This window comes from Actinocatenispora comari, from assembly GCF_017312725.1.
GTDB classification, from domain to species: domain Bacteria; phylum Actinomycetota; class Actinomycetes; order Mycobacteriales; family Micromonosporaceae; genus Actinocatenispora; species Actinocatenispora comari.
The window spans coordinates 76,228-98,467 of the sequence record NZ_BOPO01000127.1 but is presented as its reverse complement, the minus strand read 5'-3'; the positions used below and the strand labels follow the sequence as shown (position 1 = coordinate 98,467).

21 protein-coding genes are annotated in these 22,240 nt (G+C 73.5%); 12 read left to right on the top strand and 9 right to left on the bottom strand.

Annotation, left to right across the window (positions count from 1 at the left end; genetic code table 11):
* Positions 1-21 precede the first annotated feature (21 nt).
* Positions 22-648: a TetR/AcrR family transcriptional regulator gene (locus NUM_RS30880; RefSeq protein WP_207128432.1), complete on the bottom strand. Its 627-nt coding sequence runs from the start codon at positions 646-648 to the stop codon at positions 22-24.
* A 120-nt stretch (positions 649-768) separates the two neighbouring features.
* Between NUM_RS30880 and NUM_RS30875 the strand changes: the two genes are divergently transcribed.
* On the top strand, positions 769-1,761 hold the full coding sequence (locus tag NUM_RS30875) for an aldo/keto reductase (protein WP_207128431.1): 993 nt from the start codon (positions 769-771) through the stop codon (positions 1,759-1,761).
* Positions 1,762-1,881: 120 nt separating this feature from the next.
* Here NUM_RS30875 and NUM_RS30870 read toward each other — a convergent pair whose 3' ends face one another.
* Positions 1,882-2,934: an esterase-like activity of phytase family protein gene (locus tag NUM_RS30870; protein ID WP_207128430.1), complete on the bottom strand. Its 1,053-nt coding sequence runs from the start codon at positions 2,932-2,934 to the stop codon at positions 1,882-1,884.
* 203 nt (positions 2,935-3,137) lie between these two features.
* Between NUM_RS30870 and NUM_RS30865 the strand changes: the two genes are divergently transcribed.
* The 4 genes from NUM_RS30865 to NUM_RS30850 all read left to right on the top strand — a co-directional run bounded on the left by NUM_RS30865 (position 3,138) and on the right by NUM_RS30850 (position 8,092).
* Positions 3,138-4,490: a CehA/McbA family metallohydrolase gene (locus tag NUM_RS30865; RefSeq protein WP_225918961.1), complete on the top strand. Its 1,353-nt coding sequence runs from the start codon at positions 3,138-3,140 to the stop codon at positions 4,488-4,490.
* 135 nt (positions 4,491-4,625) lie between these two features.
* The gene (locus NUM_RS30860) at positions 4,626-5,936 is read left to right on the top strand and encodes an ABC-2 transporter permease (protein ID WP_207128429.1); all 1,311 of its coding nucleotides are present in this window, start codon (positions 4,626-4,628) and stop codon (positions 5,934-5,936) included.
* Positions 5,937-6,067: 131 nt separating this feature from the next.
* Positions 6,068-6,802 (top strand): DedA family protein, encoded by a 735-nt coding sequence (locus NUM_RS30855; protein WP_207128428.1) that lies wholly within the window; start codon positions 6,068-6,070, stop codon positions 6,800-6,802.
* A gap of 141 nt (positions 6,803-6,943) precedes the next feature.
* Complete coding sequence (locus tag NUM_RS30850; RefSeq protein ID WP_207128427.1) at positions 6,944-8,092, top strand: hypothetical protein; 1,149 nt, start codon at positions 6,944-6,946, stop codon at positions 8,090-8,092.
* Between the two features lie 187 nt (positions 8,093-8,279).
* Here the strand turns inward: NUM_RS30850 and NUM_RS30845 are convergent, their stop codons facing one another.
* Positions 8,280-8,657: an ArsR/SmtB family transcription factor gene (locus NUM_RS30845; RefSeq protein ID WP_207128426.1), complete on the bottom strand. Its 378-nt coding sequence runs from the start codon at positions 8,655-8,657 to the stop codon at positions 8,280-8,282.
* Between the two features lie 115 nt (positions 8,658-8,772).
* On the opposite strand from NUM_RS30845, the gene NUM_RS30840 reads away from it, so the two are divergent.
* Positions 8,773-9,705: a S66 peptidase family protein gene (locus tag NUM_RS30840; RefSeq protein ID WP_207128425.1), complete on the top strand. Its 933-nt coding sequence runs from the start codon at positions 8,773-8,775 to the stop codon at positions 9,703-9,705.
* A gap of 71 nt (positions 9,706-9,776) precedes the next feature.
* On the opposite strand, the gene pyrE is transcribed toward NUM_RS30840, so the two are convergent.
* The 5 genes from pyrE to clpB form a co-directional block, all read right to left on the bottom strand.
* Positions 9,777-10,313: an orotate phosphoribosyltransferase gene (gene pyrE, locus NUM_RS30835; RefSeq protein WP_207128424.1), complete on the bottom strand. Its 537-nt coding sequence runs from the start codon at positions 10,311-10,313 to the stop codon at positions 9,777-9,779.
* Between the two features lie 67 nt (positions 10,314-10,380).
* Entirely contained in the window at positions 10,381-11,160 is a 780-nt protein-coding gene (locus NUM_RS30830) for an SDR family NAD(P)-dependent oxidoreductase (protein WP_207128423.1), read from the bottom strand.
* Positions 11,161-11,172: 12 nt separating this feature from the next.
* Complete coding sequence (locus NUM_RS30825) at positions 11,173-12,057, bottom strand: hypothetical protein (RefSeq protein ID WP_207128422.1); 885 nt, start codon at positions 12,055-12,057, stop codon at positions 11,173-11,175.
* A 121-nt stretch (positions 12,058-12,178) separates the two neighbouring features.
* Positions 12,179-12,766, bottom strand: coding sequence for a hypothetical protein (locus NUM_RS30820; RefSeq protein ID WP_207128421.1), 588 nt, complete (start codon positions 12,764-12,766; stop codon positions 12,179-12,181).
* A gap of 123 nt (positions 12,767-12,889) precedes the next feature.
* Complete coding sequence (gene clpB, locus NUM_RS30815; RefSeq protein ID WP_207128420.1) at positions 12,890-15,481, bottom strand: ATP-dependent chaperone ClpB; 2,592 nt, start codon at positions 15,479-15,481, stop codon at positions 12,890-12,892.
* A 133-nt stretch (positions 15,482-15,614) separates the two neighbouring features.
* On the opposite strand from clpB, the gene NUM_RS30810 reads away from it, so the two are divergent.
* Positions 15,615-16,106: a hypothetical protein gene (locus NUM_RS30810; protein ID WP_207128419.1), complete on the top strand. Its 492-nt coding sequence runs from the start codon at positions 15,615-15,617 to the stop codon at positions 16,104-16,106.
* Positions 16,107-16,342: 236 nt separating this feature from the next.
* Here NUM_RS30810 and NUM_RS30805 read toward each other — a convergent pair whose 3' ends face one another.
* The gene (locus NUM_RS30805) at positions 16,343-17,512 is read right to left on the bottom strand and encodes an FAD-dependent oxidoreductase (protein ID WP_225918960.1); all 1,170 of its coding nucleotides are present in this window, start codon (positions 17,510-17,512) and stop codon (positions 16,343-16,345) included.
* A 111-nt stretch (positions 17,513-17,623) separates the two neighbouring features.
* On the opposite strand from NUM_RS30805, the gene NUM_RS30800 reads away from it, so the two are divergent.
* The 5 genes from NUM_RS30800 to NUM_RS30780 all read left to right on the top strand — a co-directional run bounded on the left by NUM_RS30800 (position 17,624) and on the right by NUM_RS30780 (position 22,060).
* On the top strand, positions 17,624-18,226 hold the full coding sequence (locus NUM_RS30800) for a TetR/AcrR family transcriptional regulator (RefSeq protein ID WP_207128418.1): 603 nt from the start codon (positions 17,624-17,626) through the stop codon (positions 18,224-18,226).
* Between the two features lie 36 nt (positions 18,227-18,262).
* A complete protein-coding gene (locus tag NUM_RS30795; protein WP_207128417.1) occupies positions 18,263-18,826 on the top strand; it encodes a TetR/AcrR family transcriptional regulator in 564 nt (187 codons plus the stop codon).
* 141 nt (positions 18,827-18,967) lie between these two features.
* Entirely contained in the window at positions 18,968-20,182 is a 1,215-nt protein-coding gene (locus NUM_RS30790) for a Cmx/CmrA family chloramphenicol efflux MFS transporter (RefSeq protein ID WP_207128416.1), read from the top strand.
* Positions 20,183-20,339: 157 nt separating this feature from the next.
* Complete coding sequence (locus tag NUM_RS30785) at positions 20,340-21,317, top strand: aldo/keto reductase (protein WP_207128415.1); 978 nt, start codon at positions 20,340-20,342, stop codon at positions 21,315-21,317.
* Between the two features lie 92 nt (positions 21,318-21,409).
* Positions 21,410-22,060, top strand: a complete 651-nt coding sequence (locus NUM_RS30780) for a TetR/AcrR family transcriptional regulator (protein ID WP_207128414.1) — start codon at positions 21,410-21,412, stop codon at positions 22,058-22,060.
* The last annotated feature ends 180 nt before the right edge of the window (positions 22,061-22,240 follow it).

Below are 22,240 nucleotides of genomic sequence, written 5' to 3'. Positions count from 1 at the left end.
GGAGTCGGTCGCGGTACGCCGTCAGGCGACGGGCGGGCGCGCGCCGAGGGTGTCGACGAGGTGGTCGGGGTAGTCCGGGGTGAGCGGGTCGCCGCTGACCAGCAGGCGGTAGTAGAGGGCGCCGTAGAGCATGTCGAGGACCGTGTCGGGGTCGGTGCCGGCGGCGAGCTGGCCGGCCCGGACGGCCTCGATGACCAGCTCGCGCGCGGCGGCCCGGCGGCCGGCGACGAACCGGTCCCGCAGCGCGGCGGCGAGCTCCGGGTCGTGCTGGCTGGCCGCGACGAGGGCCACGAACGGCCGGCGCGCAGCGGGCTCGTTCATCAGCCGGGCGACCCGACCGAGCTGCTCGCGCAGCCGGCCGAGCGGGTCGTCGCCGGTCGGGAACGTCATCCGGTCCTCGACCGCGTCGGTGAACGCGTCCATCAGCACGGCCGCCTTGGTCGGCCACCACCGGTAGATGGTGGCCTTGCTGACCCCCGCGTGACTGGCGATGTCGTCGACGCTCAGGCCGGGCAGACCTCGGTCGGTGAGCAGTTCGCGGGCCGCGGCGAGGACCGCCCGGCGCGCGCGCTCGCTGCGCGGGCGGCCCCGCCGGGCGGCGGCCGCCCGCGTGGAGTCGTCGACGTCACTGTTCCGCTCGGCGCTCATAGCGATACTGTACGATCAGTTTCGTTAGTGGTCGAGGCCGGGAGTCGCCGGCGGCGACCTGGTCGGTGGCGCGCCCCTGCGTGGGTCCCCCGCCCACACCGCACCGAAGGGGTTCGCACCGTGCAGTACACGCAACTGGGCCGCACCGGCCTGTCGGTGTCCCGGCTCGTCCTCGGCACCATGAACTTCGGCACCGAGGCGACCGAGCCGGACAGCTTCGCGATCATGGACCGTGCGCACGAGCACGGCATCAACTTCTTCGACACCGCCGACATCTACGGGCGGGTGCTGGGCGAGGGCGTCACCGAGCAGATCATCGGCCGCTGGTTCGCCTCCGGCGGCGACCGGCGCGACCGGACCGTCCTGGCCACCAAGGTGTACGGCACGATGGGCGACTGGCCGAACACGGCACGGCTGTCCGCGCTGCACATCCGGCGCGCCTGCGAGCAGTCGCTGCGCCGGCTGCAGACCGACCACATCGACCTGTACCAGATGCACCACGTCGACCGGGCGACCCCGTGGGACGAGATCTGGGAGGCGTTCGACGTGCTGCGCCAGCAGGGCAAGGTGCTCTACTTCGGCTCGTCCAACTTCGCCGGCTGGCACCTCGCCCAGGCGCAGGAGGCCGCCCGTTCGCGGCACTTCCTCGGCCTGGTGAGCGAGCAGTCGCTGTACAACCTGATGGCCCGGTGGGTCGAGCTGGAGGTGCTGCCGGCCGCCCGGGAGTACGGCATCGGGGTGATCCCGTGGTCCCCGCTGCACGGTGGCGCGCTCGGCGGCGTGCTGCGCAAGCAGCGGGAGAACGGCGCGCGCCGGGGCAGCTCCGGGCACGCGGCCGACGCCCTGGCGCAGCACCGCGACACGATCGAGGCGTACGAGAAGCTGTGTGCCGAGATCGGCGAGGACCCGGCACACGTCGGACTGGCCTGGCTGCTCGCCCAGGACGGCGTCACCGGACCCATCACCGGGCCGCGGACGATCGAGCACCTGGACGGTTCGCTCCGCGCCCTCGACATCACGCTCGACGACACGGTGCTGGCCCGGCTCGACGAGCTGTTCCCGCCGCCGGCGCCGAACGGCGCACACCCGGCACCCGAGGCGTACGCCTGGTAACCCGGAGCGGCGCCGATGCACCGCGTGCCGGAACCCGCCGGGGGGCTCCGGCACGCGGTCAGCCGGGCAACGCCGCCCTTCGGCGGCGATCGGACGCGGACCGCTGCCCTTCGGCGGCGATCAGACGCGGACCGCGAACGAGTACAGCCGGGTGATCTGCTCGTCGGACAGGTTGTCGTCGGAGACCATCAGCAGCTCCCGGCGGTCGCCTCGCAGGTGCCGGCCGGTGAACACCATCCCCTCGATGTTGTCCAGCAGCGGGTTGGGCTGCGGCTGCTTGGTCGTCGCCCCGTCGCTCGGGCACTGGCCGATATCGGCGAGCAGCCTGCGGTGCACCTGCCGGACGGTCGTGTCGGCCAGGCTGGCGACACCGGTGACATCCTGCGCGCCGGTCAGATCCGCCTCGTACAGCCGGATCGTGTTGCCGTAGCCCTTCTTCCAGCCCCGCTCCAGCACCAGCAGCCGGTTCGGCGAGATGGCCTGGACGTCGGAGATCTGCAGGCCGGCGTCGACGGTGAACGCGTACTGCGCCGCGACCTCGAACCGGCCGTGCCGCCGGTCCCAGCGGAGGAACCGGTTGAGCCCGTTACCGTCGGCGTCCGTGCCGTCGCCGGACAGCGGCGACTCCATCGTCGCGATGAGCGAACGGTCGCCGGGCAGCAGGGTCAGCCCCTCGAAGGTGGCGTTCTCCTCGGCCTCGCCGGCCGGTGCGACCCGGAACCGGTCCGGCACCGGCAGGCTGGCCAGCACCTTCCCGCGCCGGTCGTACCGGCGGACCGACGGCTCGATCTCCGAGGTGATCAGCCGGGTGCCGTCCCGGTCGACGGCGATCGCCTCGGAGTCGATCGGGTCGCCGTGCTCGTCCGCCAACGGCTGGTACCCGACGGGTTCGGTGACGAGGCCGCGGGTGGGCCGGGTCAGCGTCCAGAGCGCCGACGTGTCGCTGACGGCCAGCAGGTGCGAGCCGTCGAACTGCAGCCCGGACAGCTCGCCGACCTGCGCATCGCCGAACGTCCGCTTGTCCAGCGCGTCCGAGAAGCCGCGCAGCGACACGGAGGGGGAGCAGGCACCGGCGTCGTGGCGGCCGGGCGCGGGATGGGCGACCGCCGGCGCGGCGGCGGCCACGGTACCGAGTGCGGTGACGGAGGCAACGACGAGCGCTCGAATTCGCATGGGTCGGATCATGCCGGAAACCTCCGTCCCGCAGTTGATCGGTACGCGAACGCCACAGTCCCGGCAGGTGAGCAAGGTTGCCGGGCGACCGGGACGACAGGGTTGCCGCGCGACCGGGGCGACGGGGTTGCCGGCCAAGAGGTACCGCGCGGCCGGGACGGCAGGGTTGCCGGGGGGCCGGGAGGGCACGGCAGACTGGCGTGGTGCAGAAACGCGTGTACACCGGGCATCTCGACCCTGGCGCCGCCGACTACGTGTACCTGCCGGTCGACGTGCCGGCCGGCACCGCGCGCCTCGCCGTGCGGTACTCGTACGACCGGCCGGTGCTGGCCGCGGGCACCGTCGGCAACGCCTGCGACGTGGGCATCTTCGACCAGCGCGGGACCGAGGCGGGCTTTCGCGGCTGGTCCGGTGGGGCGCGGGACCGGTTCGAGCTGTCCGCGGCCGACGCCACGCCCGGCTACCTGCCGGGGCCGATCGAGCCGGGCCGCTGGCACGTCGTGCTCGGGCCGTACACGGTGGCGCCGGGCGGGCTCGACTACACGGTCGAGGTGACGTTCGACGACGCGCCGGTGGCCGGTGAGCCGTCGGTGCGGTACCCGCCGGCGGCGACCGGGCGCGGCCCCGGCTGGTACCGCGGCGACTGCCACCTGCACACCGTCTACTCCGACGGCGGCCGTACCCCGGCGCAGGTCGCCGCCGCCGCGCGGGCCCGCGGCCTGGACTTCATCAACTCCAGCGAGCACAACACGCCCGCCTCGCACCGGGTCTGGGGCGAGTACGCCGGGGACGACCTGCTGATCCTCACCGGCGAGGAGATCACCACCCGCAACGGCCACTGCCTCGCCATCGGCCTGCCGCCCGGCTCCTGGATCGACTGGCGGTACCGGGCCACCGACGGCGTGTTCGCCGACCACGCGGCGCGGGTGCGCGAGCTCGGCGGCCTCGTCGTGCCGGCCCACCCGTACGGGCAGTGCGTGGCGTGCTCGTGGAAGTTCGGCTACGAGCAGGCCGACGCGGTCGAGGTGTGGAACGGCCCGTGGTCGATCGGCAACGAGGCGGCGCTCGCCACCTGGGACGGGACGCTGGTCGCCGGCCGGTTCGTCCCGGCGATGGGCAACAGCGACGCGCACCGGGACGGCGACGTGGTCGGCCTGCCGCAGACCGTGGTGCACGCCGAGGCGCTGTCCGCCACCGGGATCAAGGCGGGCATCGCCGCGGGCCGCTCGTACCTGGCGGACGACGCCGCGGTGACCGTGTCGCTCGTGGCGACCGCGGACGGGCGTACCGCCGGGATCGGCGACCGGCTCGCCGTCGCGCCGGACACCCCGGTCACGGTGCGGCTGGACGTCGCCGGCGTTCCGGCCGGCACGGTACGCCTGGTCACCGACCGGGGCCTGGTGCACGCGGCGCCGCTGCCCGGCCTGGTCGAGTGGCGCACCACCGCCCGCTGCACCGGCTACGTCCGCGCCGAGGTACGGCACGCCGATGCCGGCGCCGCCCTCCCGTACGGCTCGATGGCGGCGCTGACCAACCCGATCTTCCTGGACTGTTAGGACCGTCGCCGGGGACCGTGGGGTCCGCGCCGACGCCACCGGCCCGCAGCGGGTGGCACTCTGGGCAAACCGTGCACACGACGCGTACCGGCGGGAGAAACTGCGGAGAACATCCGCATTCCCGGGGGAGCGGCCGTGAACGAACACGACGGTACGAACGACGACGCGGCGCCCCGGCCGGGCGGCGAACCCCCGGCGACCGGCCCCGCCGACGGCGCCGTACCCGCCGTCGGCGGCGACGCGACACCGGGCACCGGTGGTGACGCCACACCAGGCTCCAGCGGAGAGGCGACACCGGGCACCGGTGGTGACGCCACACCAGGCTCCGGCGGCGAGGCGACACCGGGCTCCAGCGACGAGGCGACACCGGGCACCGGCGGGGCGACGAAACACCGGGACCGGGCGGCGGTACGGGACTGGAAGGACGCGGTGACGCCGCGGTCGGCGTTGCTGTGCGTCGGCGTGTTCCTGCTGATGCTGGCGTTCGCGCTGTCCTACATGGGCGCGCTGCACAACCCGAAGCCGCACCGCATCGACCTCGCCGTGGCGGCGCCGAGCCAGGCGGCGGGGCCGCTGCTGAAGCAGCTCAACGGGCTGCCCGGGGAGCCGGTCGAGGCCCGTACCGTGGCCGATGCGGCGACCGCGCGGCGCCAGGTGACGACCCGGGACGCGGACGGTGCGCTGCTGGTCACGCCCGCCCCGACCGGCGGCGGTACCGCCCGGTTGGTCGTGGCGAGCGCCGCCGGGCCGTCGATGTCGCAGGCGCTGGAGCGGGTCATGAAGGCGGTCGCGCCGCGCGCCGGGCTGCGGCTGTCGGTGGTCGACGTCAAGCCGCTGCCATCCGACGACTTCGAGGAGCTGAGCTCGTTCTACCTGGTCGTGGCGTGGAGCGTGGGCGGCTACCTGGTCGCCTCGATGCTCGGCGTCTCGGCCGGTACCCGGCCGGCGAACCTGCGCCGCGCGTTCATCCGGCTGCTCGCGATGGCGGTGTACTCGATCGCCGCCGGGGTGGGCGGCGCGATCGTCGTCGGCCCGGTACTGCACGCGCTGCCGGCATCGGTCGGCCAGCTGTGGTGGATCGGGGCGCTGCTGGTGTTCTCCGCCGCCGCGTTCACGATGGCGATGCAGGTACTGGCCGGGGTGATCGGCATCGGCATCGCGATCGCGGTGTTCGTGGTACTCGGCAACCCGAGCTCCGGCGGGGTGTTCCCGTGGCCGATGCTGCCGACGTTCTGGCGCGCGATCGGCCCCTGGATCGGTACCGGTGCCGCCACCCAGACGGTGCGCAACGTCTCCTACTTCGGCTCCCACCACATCACCACCCACCTGCTGGTGATCTGCGGGTACCTGGTGTTCGGCGTGCTGGTGGCGCTGCTGGTACCGGGGTTGAAGGCGCGGCGGCCCCGGCGTGTGGGATCGCCCGCACATCTCGCGGCCGAGGCGTGAGGCGATCTTTCCGCCGGGTAGCCTCGGCACGGTGGGGTGCATCGGGGTGGGAGACGACAGGCTGACCGGGGCGGCATCGCTGGTCACACCGCTCAGCTCGATGTCAGCGACGCGTCGGTAGCGTGCCGCACATGGGGGATGTCGAGTCGGTCCGGGCGGCGAGCGAGCCGCTGGCGGTCAACCTGCTGGATCCGAAGTCGCTGATCGACACGTTCGGGCTGGTCGGCGTCTATACGGTGATCTTCGCCGAGACCGGACTGTTCTTCGGGTTCTTCCTGCCCGGCGACACGATGCTGTTCATCGCCGGCATCGCCAGTTCCGGCGTCGCCGAGCACCTGCTCGGTACCCAGCTGTCCCTGCCGGCGCTGCTGATCGGGGTGCCGATCGCGGCGATCGTCGGGGCACAGCTCGGCCACTTCCTCGGCGCCCGGTTCGGCCGAGCCATGTTCGACCGGCCCGCGTCGCGCCTGTTCAAGGCGCAGTACGTGGACAAGGCGGAGTACTACTTCAACAAGTTCGGGCCGGCCAAGGCCGTCGTGCTGGCCCGGTTCATCCCGGTGGTCCGCGCGTTCCTGAACCCGGTCGCCGGCATCCTGGAGATGCCGTGGCAGAAGTTCCTGCTCTGGAACGTGGTCGGCGGCGTGATCTGGACCGACGGCATCATCCTGCTCGGCAACCGCACCGCCGGCGTGATCCCGCCGGCCATCATCGACAAGTACCTGCTGCCGATCATCGCGGCGATCGTGCTGATCGCGCTGCTGCCGATGCTGCGTGAGCTGGTGAAGCGGCTGCTGGCGCGGCGTCGTGGCGGCGCCGAGCGGACCGCCGACGACGACACCGACTCGCAGCCCGCGACGCACCGGTGACGGTGCGCGAACCGCGCCACGCCCGCGCCCCGGTCGGCGCCGGATCCGGCCGGGTACGCTGAGCCGGACCGGAGCTCGCGGCCCGAGACGGTGTGTCGGGAAACGAGCCGCAGACTCACCCTCGGTACGCCGGAGAAGCCGATGGAACCCACTGGACGCGACGTCGGTCCGTTCCGTGGCGTGACCACCGTCCGGGTGCACGGCGGGTTCGAGATCTGCCGCGGCAAGGACGAGCAGGGTCGGGCGGTGACGATCCTGACCATGGGGCCGTCCGCGGTGCACGACGACTCGCTGCGCGGCGCGCTGACCGAGGCGTACCAGTGGGCCCGGGCGCACGCGCCGGCCGGTGAGGAGTTCGCCGGCGTCGAGCTGTCCGGCGAGCAGCCGTGGGTGGCGAGCATCGACGCGGCCGGCACCATCGGCGTGCGCAGCGTGTTCGACCGCCTGGTCAGTACGGTGCGGCCGCCGGCGCCGGGCCGGCACACCGGCAACCTCGCCACCCGTACCGACACCGGGTCCATCCCGCGCGCCGCGGACACCGGCTCCATCCCCCGGGTCGGGCCGGACGGCCGGCCGGTCTCGGCCGGCGACCCGGCCCGTCGGCCGCTTCCCGGCGACACCGGCTCGATGCCCCGGGTCGGCCCGGACGGGCGGCCGGTGCACGCCGACACCGGCTCCATCCCGCGCGTCGCGGACACCGGCTCGATGCCCCGGGTCGGGCCGGACGGGCGGCCGGTGCACGCCGACGCCGGCTCCATCCCCCGGACCACCGCCGACACCGGCTCCATCCCGCGGGCCGGCCGGGCCATGCCACCGGCCTCCGGACCGCCTCCGGGAGCAGCACCGCCCGGGTACCGCTCACCGGCCGGCGCCCGGCACACCGGGCAGCTGCCCCGGGTGGTGGAGTCACCGACGAACCCGCTCCCGCCGGTCTCCGGCCCGGCCCGACACACCGGCCAGCTGCCCCGGGTCGCGCACACCGGCCAGCAGCCGCGGGTCGATCACACCGGGCGGCCGGTCGAACCGACGGCGCGCACCGGCCCGTTGCCCACGCACCAGACCGGCCAGCTGCGGCCGCCCGCCCGGCCTGGCCGGGAGCTGCCGCCGATGCCCGCCTACCAGGGCCGGCCGTACACCGCGGCGCCGCGGCCGATCGCCGCGCCGTACACCGCTCGCCGGGTACCGGTCGGCGGCGGCCGGGCGCTGCCGATCCTGCTGATCATCATGGCGCTCGGCGCGATCGGTGTGCTGGCCCTGCTGGTCGCCGCCTACCTCGCGATCCGATCCTGACCCGGGTCCGGGCCCGGGTTCGTCGACCCGACCGGACGCCCGGAGCCACGGCCAATCACGACCCGCCTTGGCCCGCAGCACGCCCGGCGGCGCATCCCGGCCCCGCGGCACGCCTGCGGCGCGTGCGGGTGCCGTGGACGGCAAGACCCGGGCCGGCGCCCCCACCGGCCCGGGCAAGCAGCACCCGTCAGGACGCGGTACGCGGGCGCGGGCTGCGCCGCCGGCGTGGCGGCGCGATCAGGCTCGCCACGGTGCTCAGGTTCGGCGACACGATCCGGTAGTAGGCCCAGACGCCGCGCTTCTCCCGCTCCAGCAGGCCGGCCTCGGTGAGCACGCGCAGATGGTGGCTGACCGTCGGCTGGCTCAGCCCGAGCGGACCGATCAGGTCGCAGACGCAGGCCTCGCGCCGCGGAGCCGCCTGGATCAGGCTGAGCAGCCGCAGCCGGGCAGGGTCGGCGAGCGCCTTGAGCAGGCCGGCGAGGCGGTCTGCCTCGGCCGCCGCCAGCGGTTCGCCGGTGAGCGGCGAGCGAGCGGTCGGTACGGTCTCGGTGAGCACAGCGGTCACGTGCCCTCATCCCCCTGGACATTCAACATCTTGAATATTTGCCGGTACCTATAGCGTTAACGCAGCCGACTGCGGTAGGTAACGGCCCGCGGGGCGACATATCTAGGCTGTGCGGGTGTCCGACGACTCCTTGCCCCTCAAGCCCACCCCACTCACCCCAGGTGACCAGGTCGTACTGATCTCGCCGGCCGGCCCGGTCTCCCCCGAACACGTCGAACGCGGAGCCGCACTGCTGCGCGGATGGGGACTGTCCGTCACCGTCGGCGCACACGCGTACGACCGGGACGGCCTGGTCGCCGGCACCGATCGTGACCGGCTCGCCGACCTGAACACCGCCCTGGCGGACCCCGCGGTACGTGCCGTGCTGTGCACCCGCGGTGGCTATGGCAGCCAACGAATCGTCGGCGGGATCGATACGGCCGCGGTGGTGCGCGACCCGAAGATCGTGCTCGGTTTCTCCGACATCACCGCGCTGCACCTGGCGCTGTGGCGGGGTGCCCGGCTGGCCACGCTGCACGGCCCGGCGTTCGCGCTGCGCACCGAGCTCGACCCGGTGACCGTCGCCGCGCTGCGCACCGCGCTGTTCGACCCGGCGCCGGTACGGGTGGCCGCCGATCCGGCCGAGTCCACCGCCGCGGTGACCACCGCCGGGCGCGCCACCGGGCGGCTGCTCGGCGGCAACCTGGCGATGCTCGCGGCGACGATCGGCACCCCGGACGCGCCGGACCCGACGGGCGCCGTACTGCTGCTGGAGGACGTCGCCGAACCCGCGTACAAGGTCGACCGGATGCTGCTGCACCTGGAGCGCGCCGGCCTGTTCGCCGGGCTCGCCGGCGTCGCCGTCGGTCAGTTCACCGACTGCGCCGGCACCGACCCCTCGGTACCGGAGGTGCTCGCCGACCGGCTGCACCGGCTCGGCGTGCCGGTGCTGGGCGGGCTGCCGATCGGCCACGGCGCGGTGCGGGTGACGGTACCGCTGGGTACCCGGGCGGTACTCGACGCCGATGCCGGCACCCTCACCGCCGACCCGGCGCTCCGCCGAGCGTAGGGCGTGCCTTCACCGCCAGCCATGAAGACACCCCCAGCCGCGCGGTGCGGTTGCGGCCAGACGTGCGCCGGTCAGGCCAGGTCGAGGTCGGCGAGCGAGTAGGCCGCGCGGTAGTCCAGGCCGGCGGCGCGGACCGCGTCACCGGCGCCGCGGTCGACGACCACGGCGACCCCGACCACCTCGGCGCCCTCGGCCCGCAGCGCCTCGACCGCGTCCAGCACGCTGCCGCCGGTGGTGGAGGTGTCCTCGACGGCGAGCACCCGCCGGCCGGCGACGTCCGGCCCCTCGATGCGGCGCTGCAGGCCGTGCGCCTTGCCCTGCTTGCGGACCACGAACGCGTCGATCCCGTGCCCGCGCCCCGCGGCGGCATGCAGTACCGCGGTGGCGACCGGGTCGGCGCCCAGCGTCAGGCCGCCGACGGCGTCGTACCCCCAGTCGGCGGTCAGGTCGAGCAGCACCCGGCCGACCAGCGGCGCGGCGGCGTGGTGCAGCGTGATGCGGCGCAGGTCGACGTAGTAGTCGGCCTCCCGACCGCTGGAGAGCACGACCCGGCCGTGCACCACGGCCAGGTCCTTGATCAGCTGACGCAGGTTCTCCCGATCCGACACGGCCACAGCCTAGAGGCCCGGGCCGCGCCGGCAACCGGCGCCCGCCGACCTTCGGGCCCCGGGACGGTCACTCCCGGGTGCGGCTCCCGCCGGCGCTCGGCAGCCGGTGCAGCACCGCGCGGGGCAGCCGGCTCAGCACCACCGCGGCCGCCTTGTACCGCAGCGACGGGACGCTGAGCAGCTTGCCGCGGCGCAGGTCGCGCAGCCCCTCGGCGACCACCTGGTCGACGTCGAGCCAGGCGAACTTCGGCAGCCCGGACATGTCGATCCCGGCGCTGTCGTGAAACTCGGTGTGCGTGTAGCCGGGGCAGAGCGCCATCACCCGGACGCCGTGCCGGCGCACCTTCGCCCCGACCGACTCGCTGAAGTTCGTCACCCACGCCTTGCTGGCCGGGTAGGTGGATCCGGGCATCACCGCGGCGAACCCGGACACCGACGACACGTTGACGATCGCGCCGGACCGGCGCGGCACCATCACCGCCAGGGCGGCGTGCGTCAGCCGCATCACCGACCGTACGTTCAGCCAGAGCAGCCGTTCCTCGTCGTCGGCGCTGTTGCTGGTGAACGGCTTGTGCAGGGAGATGCCGGCGTTGTTGACGAGCAGCGCGACCGGCTTGTCGACCGCGCCCACCCGGGCCTCGACCGCGCCGCACCCGTCGGCGGTGGACAGGTCGGCGGCGAGCACCTCGACCGCCACCCCGTACCGCCGGGTCAGCTCGGCGGCGGTGTCGGCCAGCCGCTGCTCGTTCCGCGCGACCAGGACGAGGTCGCGGCCGTCCCGGGCGAGGCGGTCGGCGAAGGCCGCGCCGATCCCCGCGGTCGCGCCCGTCACCAGTGCGGTGGGCATCGCCGTCACCCGCTAGCGCGGCGGGCCGTAGCCGGGGCCACCGCCGTAGCCGGGACCGGACTGCGGCGGGCCACCGTACCCAGGGCCGGACTGCGGCGGGCCACCGTACCCAGGGCCGGACTGCGGCGGGCCACCGTACCCAGGGCCGGACTGCGGCGGGCCACCGTACCCAGGGCCGGACTGCGGCGGGCCACCGTACCCAGGGCCGGACTGCGGCGGGCCACCGTAGCCGGGGCCGGACGCCGGCGGGCCACCGTAGCTGGGGCCGGGGCCGTAGCCGGTGCCCGGGTCGCCGTAGGTGGTCTGGTCGCCGTACGGGCTGGTCTCGGCCCCGTAGCCGGGACCGGGCGGCGGGTAACCGCCGCCGGGACCGCCCGGCTGCGCCGGGTAGCTCGGGTCCGGTGCGGCCGGGCCACCCGGCGCCTTCTTGGCGAAGTACTGGCTGGACTGCTTGATCGCGAGCAGCACGATCGCCGCGCCGTGGCTGAGCACCAGCAGGACCGCGAGCACGATCGTGATCGGCGTGTACCAGCCGGGCATCATGCCGCTGGTGTCGATGTTCGAGGTGGACGCCGTGTTGGTCACGCTGCCAATCGCGCCGCAGAACCCGCACACCACGAACAGGCCGGAGATCACGAACGTGGTGATCCAGGTGCCCCGCTTGCCGCGCAGGTTGCCCAGCGCGAGCAGCACGATGGTGATGCTCAGCAGCAGGTAGATGATGATCGAGATGACCTGGACCACCTTGAAGACCGAGGTGGCCGAGTCGACGGTGCTCTGTGACAGCCCCTGAGCCGCCATCCAGTCGCCGATCCGGGTGATCGCCAGCACCGAGACAGCGACCTGCCCCAGGTTGACCACGACGGCGACCAGCATGCACGCCGCGGCGGCGGTCACGGTGACCGGACGACCACCTGTGGCGGCGGGGAAACCTGGCGCCGCGGGCGGCACCGATGGTGGCGGATACATCATCGGACCTCTCTGTCTCGGGTGCGCCCACCGTACCGGGACACGGCGATCAGTATCCGTACGGCCGGTAGGGCTGTGGCGGCGCGACCGGCGCGGCGGGCCGAGCGGCGCGGAACCAGGCACCGACCTGGCGCAGCCCGACCATGATCATCGCGACCGTCACGGCCGCCAGCGCGAGGATGCCGAAGATGGCCGAACCGGCGATCTCCCAGCCCGGCGCGAGCTGCGAGATCGACATGTCCGAGTCGGACGCGGCGCTGCCGACGGCGGCGTTGATCGCGCCGAACATGCCGATCCCGGACAGGCAGCACAGCCGCAGCGCGGCGCAGAGCCCGCCGACCGACCAGATCAGGATCCGGCCGGCCTGCTGGCGCCGGATGGTGAGCAGCGCGGCCATCCCGAGACCGATCGTGACCAGCATGTTCAGCACGATCGTGATGATCAGCCAGGGTTGCAGGCTGGTGGCCAGCTCACCGCTGGTGTCCAGCCGGCTGAAGTCCTGGAAGATCAGGATCTCGAACACGGTCTCGGCCAGGGTCATCGCCGCCGCACCGAACACCGCCAGGGCGCCGACCATCACCTGGGTCGGCCGGCCGGGCGCTGGTGGTGGCGGCGCCGAGTATGCCGCGCCGTACATCCCGCCTCCCCATTTGTCCTGGGTTGTCGGTGGACGCACCACCACCGCCGTTCGATGGGACCGTAGGTGAGGCATGCAAACGCCGGAGCGGCGGGTTGCCGCTCCGGCGTGTCGCGGTACCTCTCAGGCCCGGGTCACCAGCAGCCCGGAGCCGTCCTCCGCGGTACGCACCGAGACGGTGTCACCGTCCCGCACCGCGCCGGCGAGTAGTTCCTTCGCCAGCTGGTCGCCGATCGCCGTCTGGATCAGCCGGCGCACCGGGCGCGCCCCGTACAGCGGGTCGTAGCCGTGCTCGGCCAGCCACTTGTGCGCGTCGTCGGCGACGTGCAGGGTCAGCCGGCGGTCGGTCAGCCGCTTCGCCAGCCGGGCCACCTGGATGTCCACGATGGCCTCCATCTCGCTGGTGTCCAGCGCGTGGAAGACCACCACGTCGTCCAGCCGGTTCACGAACTCCGGCTTGAAGTGCTCCCGTACCAGCGACAGCACCGCCTGCTTCTTCTCCTCCTCGGCCAGCGTCGGCTCGATCAGGATCTGCGAACCGAGGTTGGAGGTGAGGATCAGGATCGTGTTGCGGAAGTCGACCGTACGGCCCTGGCCGTCGGTCAGCCGCCCGTCGTCCAACACCTGCAGCAGGATGTCGAACACGTCCGCGTGCGCCTTCTCCACCTCGTCCAGCAGCACCACCGAGTACGGCCGGCGCCGCACCGCCTCGGTCAGCTGGCCGCCCTCCTCGTACCCGACGTAGCCGGGCGGGGCACCGACCAGCCGCGCCACCGAGTGCTTCTCGCCGTATTCCGACATGTCGATGCGGACCATCGCCCGCTCGTCGTCGAACAGGAAGTCGGCGAGCGCCTTCGCCAGCTCGGTCTTGCCCACCCCGGTCGGGCCGAGGAACAGGAACGAGCCGGTCGGCCGGTTCTCGTCGGCGATGCCGGACCGGGCCCGGCGTACCGCGTCGGAGATGGCACCGACCGCCTCGGCCTGGCCGATGACGCGCTTGCCCAGCTCCTCCTCCATCCGGAGCAGCTTGGCCGTCTCGCCCTCCATCAGCCGGCCGGCCGGGATGCCGGTCCACGACGCCACCACGTCGGCGATGTCGTCCGGGCTGACCTCCTCGTTCAGCATGGCGCCGTTGGCCTGCAGCTCGGCGAGCTCCTGGCCGGCGTCGACGAGCTTCTTCTCCAGCTCCGGGATCCGCCCGTACCGCAGTTCGGAGGCGCGGCCCAGGTCACCGTCGCGCTCGGCCAGCTCGGCCTCGCGCTTGATCTGGTCCAGCTCCTCCTTGGTGTCGGAGATCGCGGAGATGTGCTGCTTCTCGTTCTGCCAGCGCTCGTTCAGCACGGTGAGCTGCTCGCGCTTGTCGGCGAGCTCCCGGCGCAGCTTCTCCAGCCGCTGCTTGGAGGCGTCGTCGTCCTCCTTGGACAGCGCCATCTCCTCGATCTCCAGCCGCCGCACCGCGCGCTCGATCTCGTCCACCTCGACCGGGCGGGAGTCGATCTCCATCCGCAGCCGGGACGCGGACTCGTCGACCAGGTCGATCGCCTTGTCCGGCAGGAACCGGTCGGTGATGTACCGGTCGGACAGCGCCGCCGCGGCCACCAGCGCGGCGTCGGTGATCCGCACGCCGTGGTGCACCTCGTACCGCTCCTTGAGGCCGCGGAGGATGCCGACGGTGTCCTCGACGCTCGGCTCACCGACCAGCACCGGCTGGAACCGCCGCTCCAGCGCCGGGTCCTTCTCGATGTGCTCGCGGTACTCGTCGAGCGTGGTGGCGCCGACCATCCGCAGCTCGCCGCGGGCCAGCATCGGCTTGAGCATGTTGCCGGCGTCCATCGAGCCGTCCGCCTTGCCGGCGCCGACGACGGTGTGCAGCTCGTCGATGAACGTGATGATCTGGCCCTCGGAGCCGGTGATCTCCTCCAGTACCGACTTGAGCCGCTCCTCGAACTGCCCGCGGTACTGCGCGCCGGCGATCATCGCGCCGAGGTCCAGCGAGACGAGCCGCTTGTTCTTCAGGCTCTCCGGCACGTCGCCGGCGACCACCCGCTGCGCCAGCCCCTCGACGATCGCCGTCTTGCCGACGCCGGGCTCGCCGATCAGCACCGGGTTGTTCTTGGTCCGCCGGGACAGCACCTGCACGACCCGCCGCACCTCGGCGTCCCGGCCGATCACCGGGTCGAGCTTGCCCTCGCGGGCCTGCGCGGTCAGGTCGATGCCGTACTTCTCCAGCGCCTGGTACGTCTGCTCCGGGTCCGGCGTGGTCACCCGCCGGTCGCCGCCCCGCACCACCGGGAACGCGGCCACCAGGTTCTCCTCGGTGGCACCGGCGTCCTTGAGCGCCTGCGACACCTGGCCACCCACTCGGGCCAGCGCGGCCAGCAGGTGCTCGGTCGACAGGTACTCGTCGCCCAGCGGCCGGGCGATCTGCTCGGCGGCGTTGATCGTGTTGACGATCTCCCGGGACACGGTCGGCTCGGCGATGCTGCTGCCGGCCGCGGTCGGCAGCTTCGCCAGCGCGGCCTGCACGGCGCTCTCCACCCGACCCGGGTCGGCGCCGGCGGCCCGCAGCAGGGCGGTCGCGGTCGACCCCTCGGTGGACAGCAGGGCATCCAGCAGGTGCCAGGCCTCGACGGTGGCGTGCCCCTTGCCGGTCGCCGCGGACACGGCCGCGGCAATGACCTCACGACTCTTGGTGGTCAGGCGTTCGACGTTCATACTCTCCCCGACTTCGGATCTCCCAGGCTCGTCAGCAGCCCGCGGGGTCTGCTGCACTCCCTCGGTCCAACCTGGCAAGAGTTGAGTCTATTCCGCTCAACCTGAGGTTTGTCCCCATGCCTAGGATCCGGCCATGACGTGGCCCACTCCGTACCCGCCGAGGGTCGTCCGGCCACCGGTCCGCACCCAGCTCGCGGCGATCGCGCTCGGCCTGACGGCGGCGCTGCAGCTGGTGTCCGCCGGGCTGCTGCTCGCCGGGGACGTCGGCGCCGGGCCGATGGCCGACGCGCCGGGCCAGCCGCACGACGCGGCGGCGCTCGACATCGTGCTGCACCTCGGCGCCGCGCTCGTCCCGGTCGTCCTGGAACTCGTCGCGGCGGTACGGCTGCTGCGCCGGGCCGGCGGCGCCCAACCGTTCGCGCTCACCATCTCGATCATCGGCGGCGTGCTGTGGCTGTGCTGCGGCACGGTCGGCATCGGCGGCGGCGCCGAGCTCGGCGGTACCGCGGGGCTCGCGCTCGGCCTCGTCGCGGTGGCGCTCTGCGTGATCGGCATCGGCGCCGCGGTACTCGCCGCGGTCTGCACCATGTCCGCCGACACCAAGCGCTACCTCGCCGGCCACTGACCCGGCCCAGGGCCACGAGGCAGCACCGGACGGGAGCCTCGCGGACGGGCGGACGGGCGGAACGACTGAGCGGACGGAGCGGCCCCGGCGCCGCGCCAGCCGGAGCCGGCGATCCCCCGTTCGCGCCGGGGCCGTTCTCTGGCTGCGCGCAGCGGAGTGCGGACAGCGCTCGCCTTCCGCGCTGCGCAGCGGAGTGCGGGCCCTGCTCCCCTTCCGCTGCGCGGAGCGGAGTGCGGTCAGCGCTCCTCGGCGGGGCGGTTCGCCAGCTCCGACAGGCTCATCGCCATCGTCCGGTGTACCGCCGGGATCCAGTCCAGCGCGCGCAGCGCGGTGTTGCGGACCCCGCGCAGCGGCGCCGAGCCGACGGTGGCGACCCGGGTCATCCGGTGCGTGAACGCCACCACCTCCTCGGCCACCGGGCGCCGCTCCGCCTCGTACTCGTCCAGGACGGCCTCGGCGGCGCCCTGCAGGACCGCGGTGAGCTTGTGGCCGAGCGTGACCGCGTCCTGGATGCCGGTGTTCATGCCCTGGCCGCCGGCCGGGCTGTGCACGTGTGCCGCGTCGCCGGCGAGCAGCAGCCGACCGGACCGGTAGTGCGCGGCGAGCCGGTGGTGCACCCGGAACCGGGAGCTCCACACGATCTCGTCCACCCGCGCCGGCTGCCGCCGGGGTCCGCGGGCGTCGAGCAGCGCCTGCACGGCGGCCAGGCCGGGCTTCTCCGGCGCCTCGTCGACGGTGGCGACGATCCGGTGCCGGCCGCCGGGCAGCGGCGCGACCACCGTCACCCCGTCGGCCGAGAAGTACAGGGCGACCTGGTCGTTCGGCTCCGACCAGGACAGCCGCACGTCGGCCAGGACGAACGACTCCGGGTAGCTGTCGCCGGTGAACTCGATGCCGGTCTGCTCCCGCACGAAGCTGTGCATCCCGTCGCAGCCCACCACGTACCGGGCCCGCACCGTCTCGCCGCTCGCCAGGGTGCCGCGCACGCCACCGGCGTCGACGTCGAGCCCGGTCAGCCGGTACGGCCGGTACACGTCGCCGCCGGCCTTGCGCAGCCGCGCGGTGAGCAGCCGTTCGGTCACGTCCTGCGGTACCAGCAGGGCGAACGGGAAGTCGGTCGGCAACTCGTCGAAGTCGACGGTCAGCAGCACCTGGTCGTGTTCCCGCACGGTGAAGCGGGAGGACACGATGCCCTGCGCGATCAGTTCGTCGGCGAGATCGAGCTCGCGCAGCACCTCCAGCGTGCGGGCGTGCACGACGGCGGCCCGCGAGGTGTTGGCCGCCTCGGCCGCCTGGTCGACGACCACCGCGTCGACGCCGGCGTCGGCGAGCACGGTGGCCAGGGTGAGACCGACCGGTCCGGCACCGGCGATCAGGACGTCGGTGCTGCGCGGAATGTCCGACACGTGCTGCCCCCTCAGTTGCGAACGTACGTTTGCAAACAAGCAGACGCTACAGGTGGCAGCGTCGTTTGCCAACAGGTGATTGCAAACCTTCGCTCACATACACTCGGCGGCATGGCCTTCACCGAACGATCCGCCGCGGCGCGGCGCGCGATCCTGGCCGCGGCCCGCGACTCGTTCGCCACCACGGGGTACGAGCAGAGCACCATCCGGTCGATCGCCGCCGCCGCCGGCGTGCACTCCTCCATGGTCATCCGGTACTTCGGCAGCAAGTCCGAGCTGTTCGTGGCCACCGTCGCGGACGAGGCGCCGGTGCCCGAGGTCGGCGACCTCGACGACTTCGGCGCCCGCTTCGCCCGCCGCTTCGTCGAGTACTGGGAGGGCAGCCACTGCACCGGCCCCGGCGCCCTGCTGCGGGTCGCGCCGACGCATCCGGACCACGCGGCGCAGGTGCAGGCGGTGTTCGACCGGTTGATCGCCGACCCGGTGCGGGCCGCGCTGGCCGACGATCCGGACGTGGAGCGGCGGGTCGCGCTGCTGGTCGCCACCGCGGTCGGGTTCGTCTACACCCGGCACATCCTGCGGCTCGAACCGATCGCCTCGCTCCCGCCCGCGGCGCTGATCCCCGCGCTCGCCGGCACCCTCCAGGCCCACCTCACCGGCGCGCTGGACGAACCGCCGGGAGCGGGGCGTGACCAGGGTCGCGGGCGGGAATAGTGGACCGCGCGTTCTAGTACCGGTAGCGTGCTCCGGGTGGGACGACCCAAGGAGTTCGACGTCGACGAGGCGGTCGACGCCGCGACGCAGGCCTTCCGTGAACGCGGCTACGAAGCCACGTCCACCCAGGACCTGTGCGACGCCACCGGGTTGTGCCGCAGCAGCATCTACCACACGTTCGGCAGCAAGCGCGAGCTGTTCGAGCGGTCGCTGACCCGGTACACCGAGCGGCAGACCGGCGAGCTGATCGACCTGCTGCACGCCGACACCCCGGTACCGGAACGGTTGCGTGCGCTGTTCGACGCGATCATCACGGCCGGCTCGGACGGCTGCTTCACCGTCAACTCGGTGGTCGAGCTCGCCGGCCGGGACGACGAGCTGACCGCGTGCGCGCTGCGCGGGATGGCGTCGTTGCGGGGCGAGCTGCGCTGTGCCATCGAGGCCGGGCAGGCGGCCGGCGAGATCCGCACCGGATCGTCGCCGGACGAGCTGGCCGACTTCGTCCAGGCCACCGTCGCCGGCCTGCAGGTGATGGCGCGCGGCGGGTTGGACGGCAGCGCGATGCGGCACGCCGCGAACGTGGCGCTCGCCGCCATGTAGCCGACACCGAGCGCCGGCGCAGCGACCCGATCGGCCCGGAACGCCGCGCCGGCCGGCGATCAGACCGAAACCTTTGGCGGCCAACGACGTCCGCATATTAGAACGATCAGTCCAGAAACCTCCGTCCTCGGGAGACCCGCCATGCCGCTCGCGGTCTACATCCTCGCGCTGAGCGTCTTTTCCTTAGGTACCAGCGAATTCGTCATCTCCGGGCTGTTACCCGAGGTGGCCGGCGACCTGCACGTGTCGATCCCCACCGCCGGGCTGCTCATCTCCGGCTTCGCGATCGGGATGCTCGTCGGCGCGCCGATCCTCGCCGCGGCCACCCTCAAACTGCCCCGCAAGGTCACGCTGACCGGCGCGCTCGCGGTGTTCATCGCCGGCAACGTGCTCGCCGCGGTCGCACCGAACTACCCGATGCTGTTCGGCGCCCGGGTGGTCACCGCGCTCGCCACCGCCGCGTTCTGGGCGGTCGGCGCCGCCACCGCGGTCAAGCTGGCCCCGGCCGGCGCGCACACCCGCGCGCTCGCCGTCATGGTCGGCGGGCTGACCGTCTCCAACATCATCGGCGTACCGTTCGGCACCCTGATCGGTCAGCACCTCGGCTGGCGGGCGGCGTTCCTGGTGGTCGCGGCGCTCGCCGGGATCGGCCTGGTCGGCGTGCTCAAGGTGGTGCCGGGCGGGCACTCCGCCGACCCGGCCGACCGGCCCCATCTGCGCGGCGAGCTGGCCGCGTTCCGCAGCGGCCGGCTCTGGCTCGCGCTCGCCACCACCGCGCTGGTACAGACCGGGTTCATCGCGGTGTTCAGCTACCTGACGCCGCTGCTGACCCGGGTCGCCGGCGTGCCGAGCGGGCTGATCCCCGGCGTACTGCTGCTGTTCGGGCTGGGCAACCTGGTCGGCATCACGCTGGCCGGCCGGTTCGCCGACGCCCGGCAGCTCGGCACCCTCTACGTCGCGCTCGCCGGGATGATCCTGGTACTGGCGTCGCTGGCGCTGTTCGCCGGCTCGACGATCGCCGCGGTCGCGCTGGCGTTCGGGCTCGGACTGTTCGGCATGGCGTGCGCGCCGTCGATGAACGGCCGGGTGTTCTCGCTGGCCGGCGCCGCGCCGACGCTGGCGTCCTCGGTCAACGTGTCCGCGTTCAACGCCGGCAACACGATCGGGCCGTGGCTCGGCGGGCTGGTCATCGGCGGTGGCCTCGGGTACGCCTCGACCGCCTGGGTCGGCGCCGCGGTCGCGGTCGGCGCGCTGGCCCTGGCCGTACTGTCCGGCGTGGCGGACCGGCGGTCCCGGCGCACCGAGCCGGTACGCACCGAGGTACCGACGGCCGAGCTGGCCGACCTGGCCGCCTGACGTCCCGCGCTGCCGCCCGCCGCTGCGGGTGGTGCCGCCGAAGGGCCCCGTGCCGTCCGGATCCCGGACGGCACGGGGCTCTTCCGTGTCCCGGGCGATGATGTTAGTGTCCATCACATTGTGAAAGCCATTAACATCAAGGTGCCCGGAGGTTCCGGTGGAGACGCGCCGACTCGGCCGCAGTGACATCCGCGTCAGCCCGATCGGACTGGGCTGCATGCAGTTCTCCGGTGGCGGCATGGCCAGCCTCGCCATCCGCCGGATCGGCCAGGACACCGTCGACCAGATCGTCGCGACCGCCCTCGCCGCCGGCGTGACCTGGTTCGACACCGCCGAGATGTACGGGCGGGGCCGGTCCGAGCGCGCCCTCGCCGCCGCGCTGCGGGCCGCCGGCCGCGAACCCGGCGACGTGGTCGTCGCGACGAAATGGCTGCCGACCGGGCGGTTCGCCGGCAACATCCCGCGCAGCATCGAACACCGGCTGCGCGCGCTCGACCCGTACCCGATCGACCTGTACCAGATCCACGAACCGTTCAGCAGCCTGTCGTCGATGCCGGCGCAACTGCGGGCGATGGCGACGGTGCTGCGGGCCGGCCGGATCCGCGCCGTCGGGGTCAGCAACTTCGACGGCCGGCGGCTGCGGGCCGCCCACCGGGTGCTCCGCGACGAGGGCATCGCGCTGGCGTCCAACCAGGTGCAGATCAACCTGGTACACCGGGCGATCGAGAACAACGGCGTGCTCGACGCCGCCCGCGACCTCGACATCGGCCTGATCGCCTACTCGCCGCTCGCCGGCGGGCTGCTGACCGGCCGCTACCACGGCGCGCCGGACGAGGTCGCCGCGATGCGACCCGGCCGCCGCTACACCGGTCGCGGCACGTTCTCCGCCGCCGGCCTGGCCCGCACCCAGCCGCTGATCACCGAGCTCCGGGCGATCGCCGAGGAGTACGACGCCACCCCCGGCCAGGTCGCGCTGAGCTGGCTCGTCCGGTACTACGGGGACACCGTCGTCGCGATCCCCGGCGCATCGAAACCGCGGCACGCCGCCGAGGCGGCCGGCGCGATGCGGATCCGGCTCGCCGGCGACGAGCTCGCCCGACTCGACCAGCTGTCCCGCGCGGCCACCCGATCGTGACCGGGCGTCCCGGCACCGCGCCAGCGACGGCCGTCCGGCGAGGCGCGGCGACCACGGCCGCGGCACCGGGCGCCGGGTCGTAACCTTGCCGCGTGCGTCGAGCCGGCAAGAAGCAGCACTACCACCACGGCGACCTGCGCGCCGCGCTGGTCGACACCGCGGTCGAGCTGATCGCCGAGCGCGGCGTCGCCGGCTTCTCGCTGGCCGAGGCGAGCCGGCGGCTCGGCGTCGCGGTCAGCGCACCGTACCGGCACTTCGCCGACCGGGACGACCTGCTCGCCGCCGTCGCCGTACGCGCCTGCGAGGTGCTGAACGACACGGTCACCGCCGAGTCGGCCGACGCGCACACGCCCACCGAGGCGCTCGTCGCCGCCGCCCGCGGGTACGTCCGGTTCGGGGTCGACCAGCGGGCGCTGTTCGAGGCGGCGTTCGGCGGCAAGCTCGACCGGCTCCGGCATCCCGAACTCCTCCGCGCCACCGGACCGCTCAAGGACGCCTTCCTGGGCGCCGCCCTCGCCCTCTCCGACGGCGACCCGGACCGCGCCGGCTCGCTCGCCCTCGCCGTCGCCACCACCGCGCACGGCCACGCCGTGATGGCCCAGCTCGGCACGTTCGGCCCCGGCCCCGACGGCGCCGAACTGGCCGTCACCCGAGCCGCCGACACCACCCGCGCCCTGCTCACCGGCCGCGCCGCCCTCCCCCCACTCCCCAACGCCCTCCACCTCGACACCCCCACCCCCTGACCCACCCCAACCCCCGACGCCCCGAGACGACCCCGCGCACCCATGACCCCACATCCCGAAGCGGGCCCGGCAGCGTCAGCACCGATCACCGGCCCCCGACGCTCCGAGACGGCCAAGCGGCGTCCGAACCCGGCCACCGTTCCCCGACCTTCCGAAACGGCCAGGCAGCGTCAGCACCGA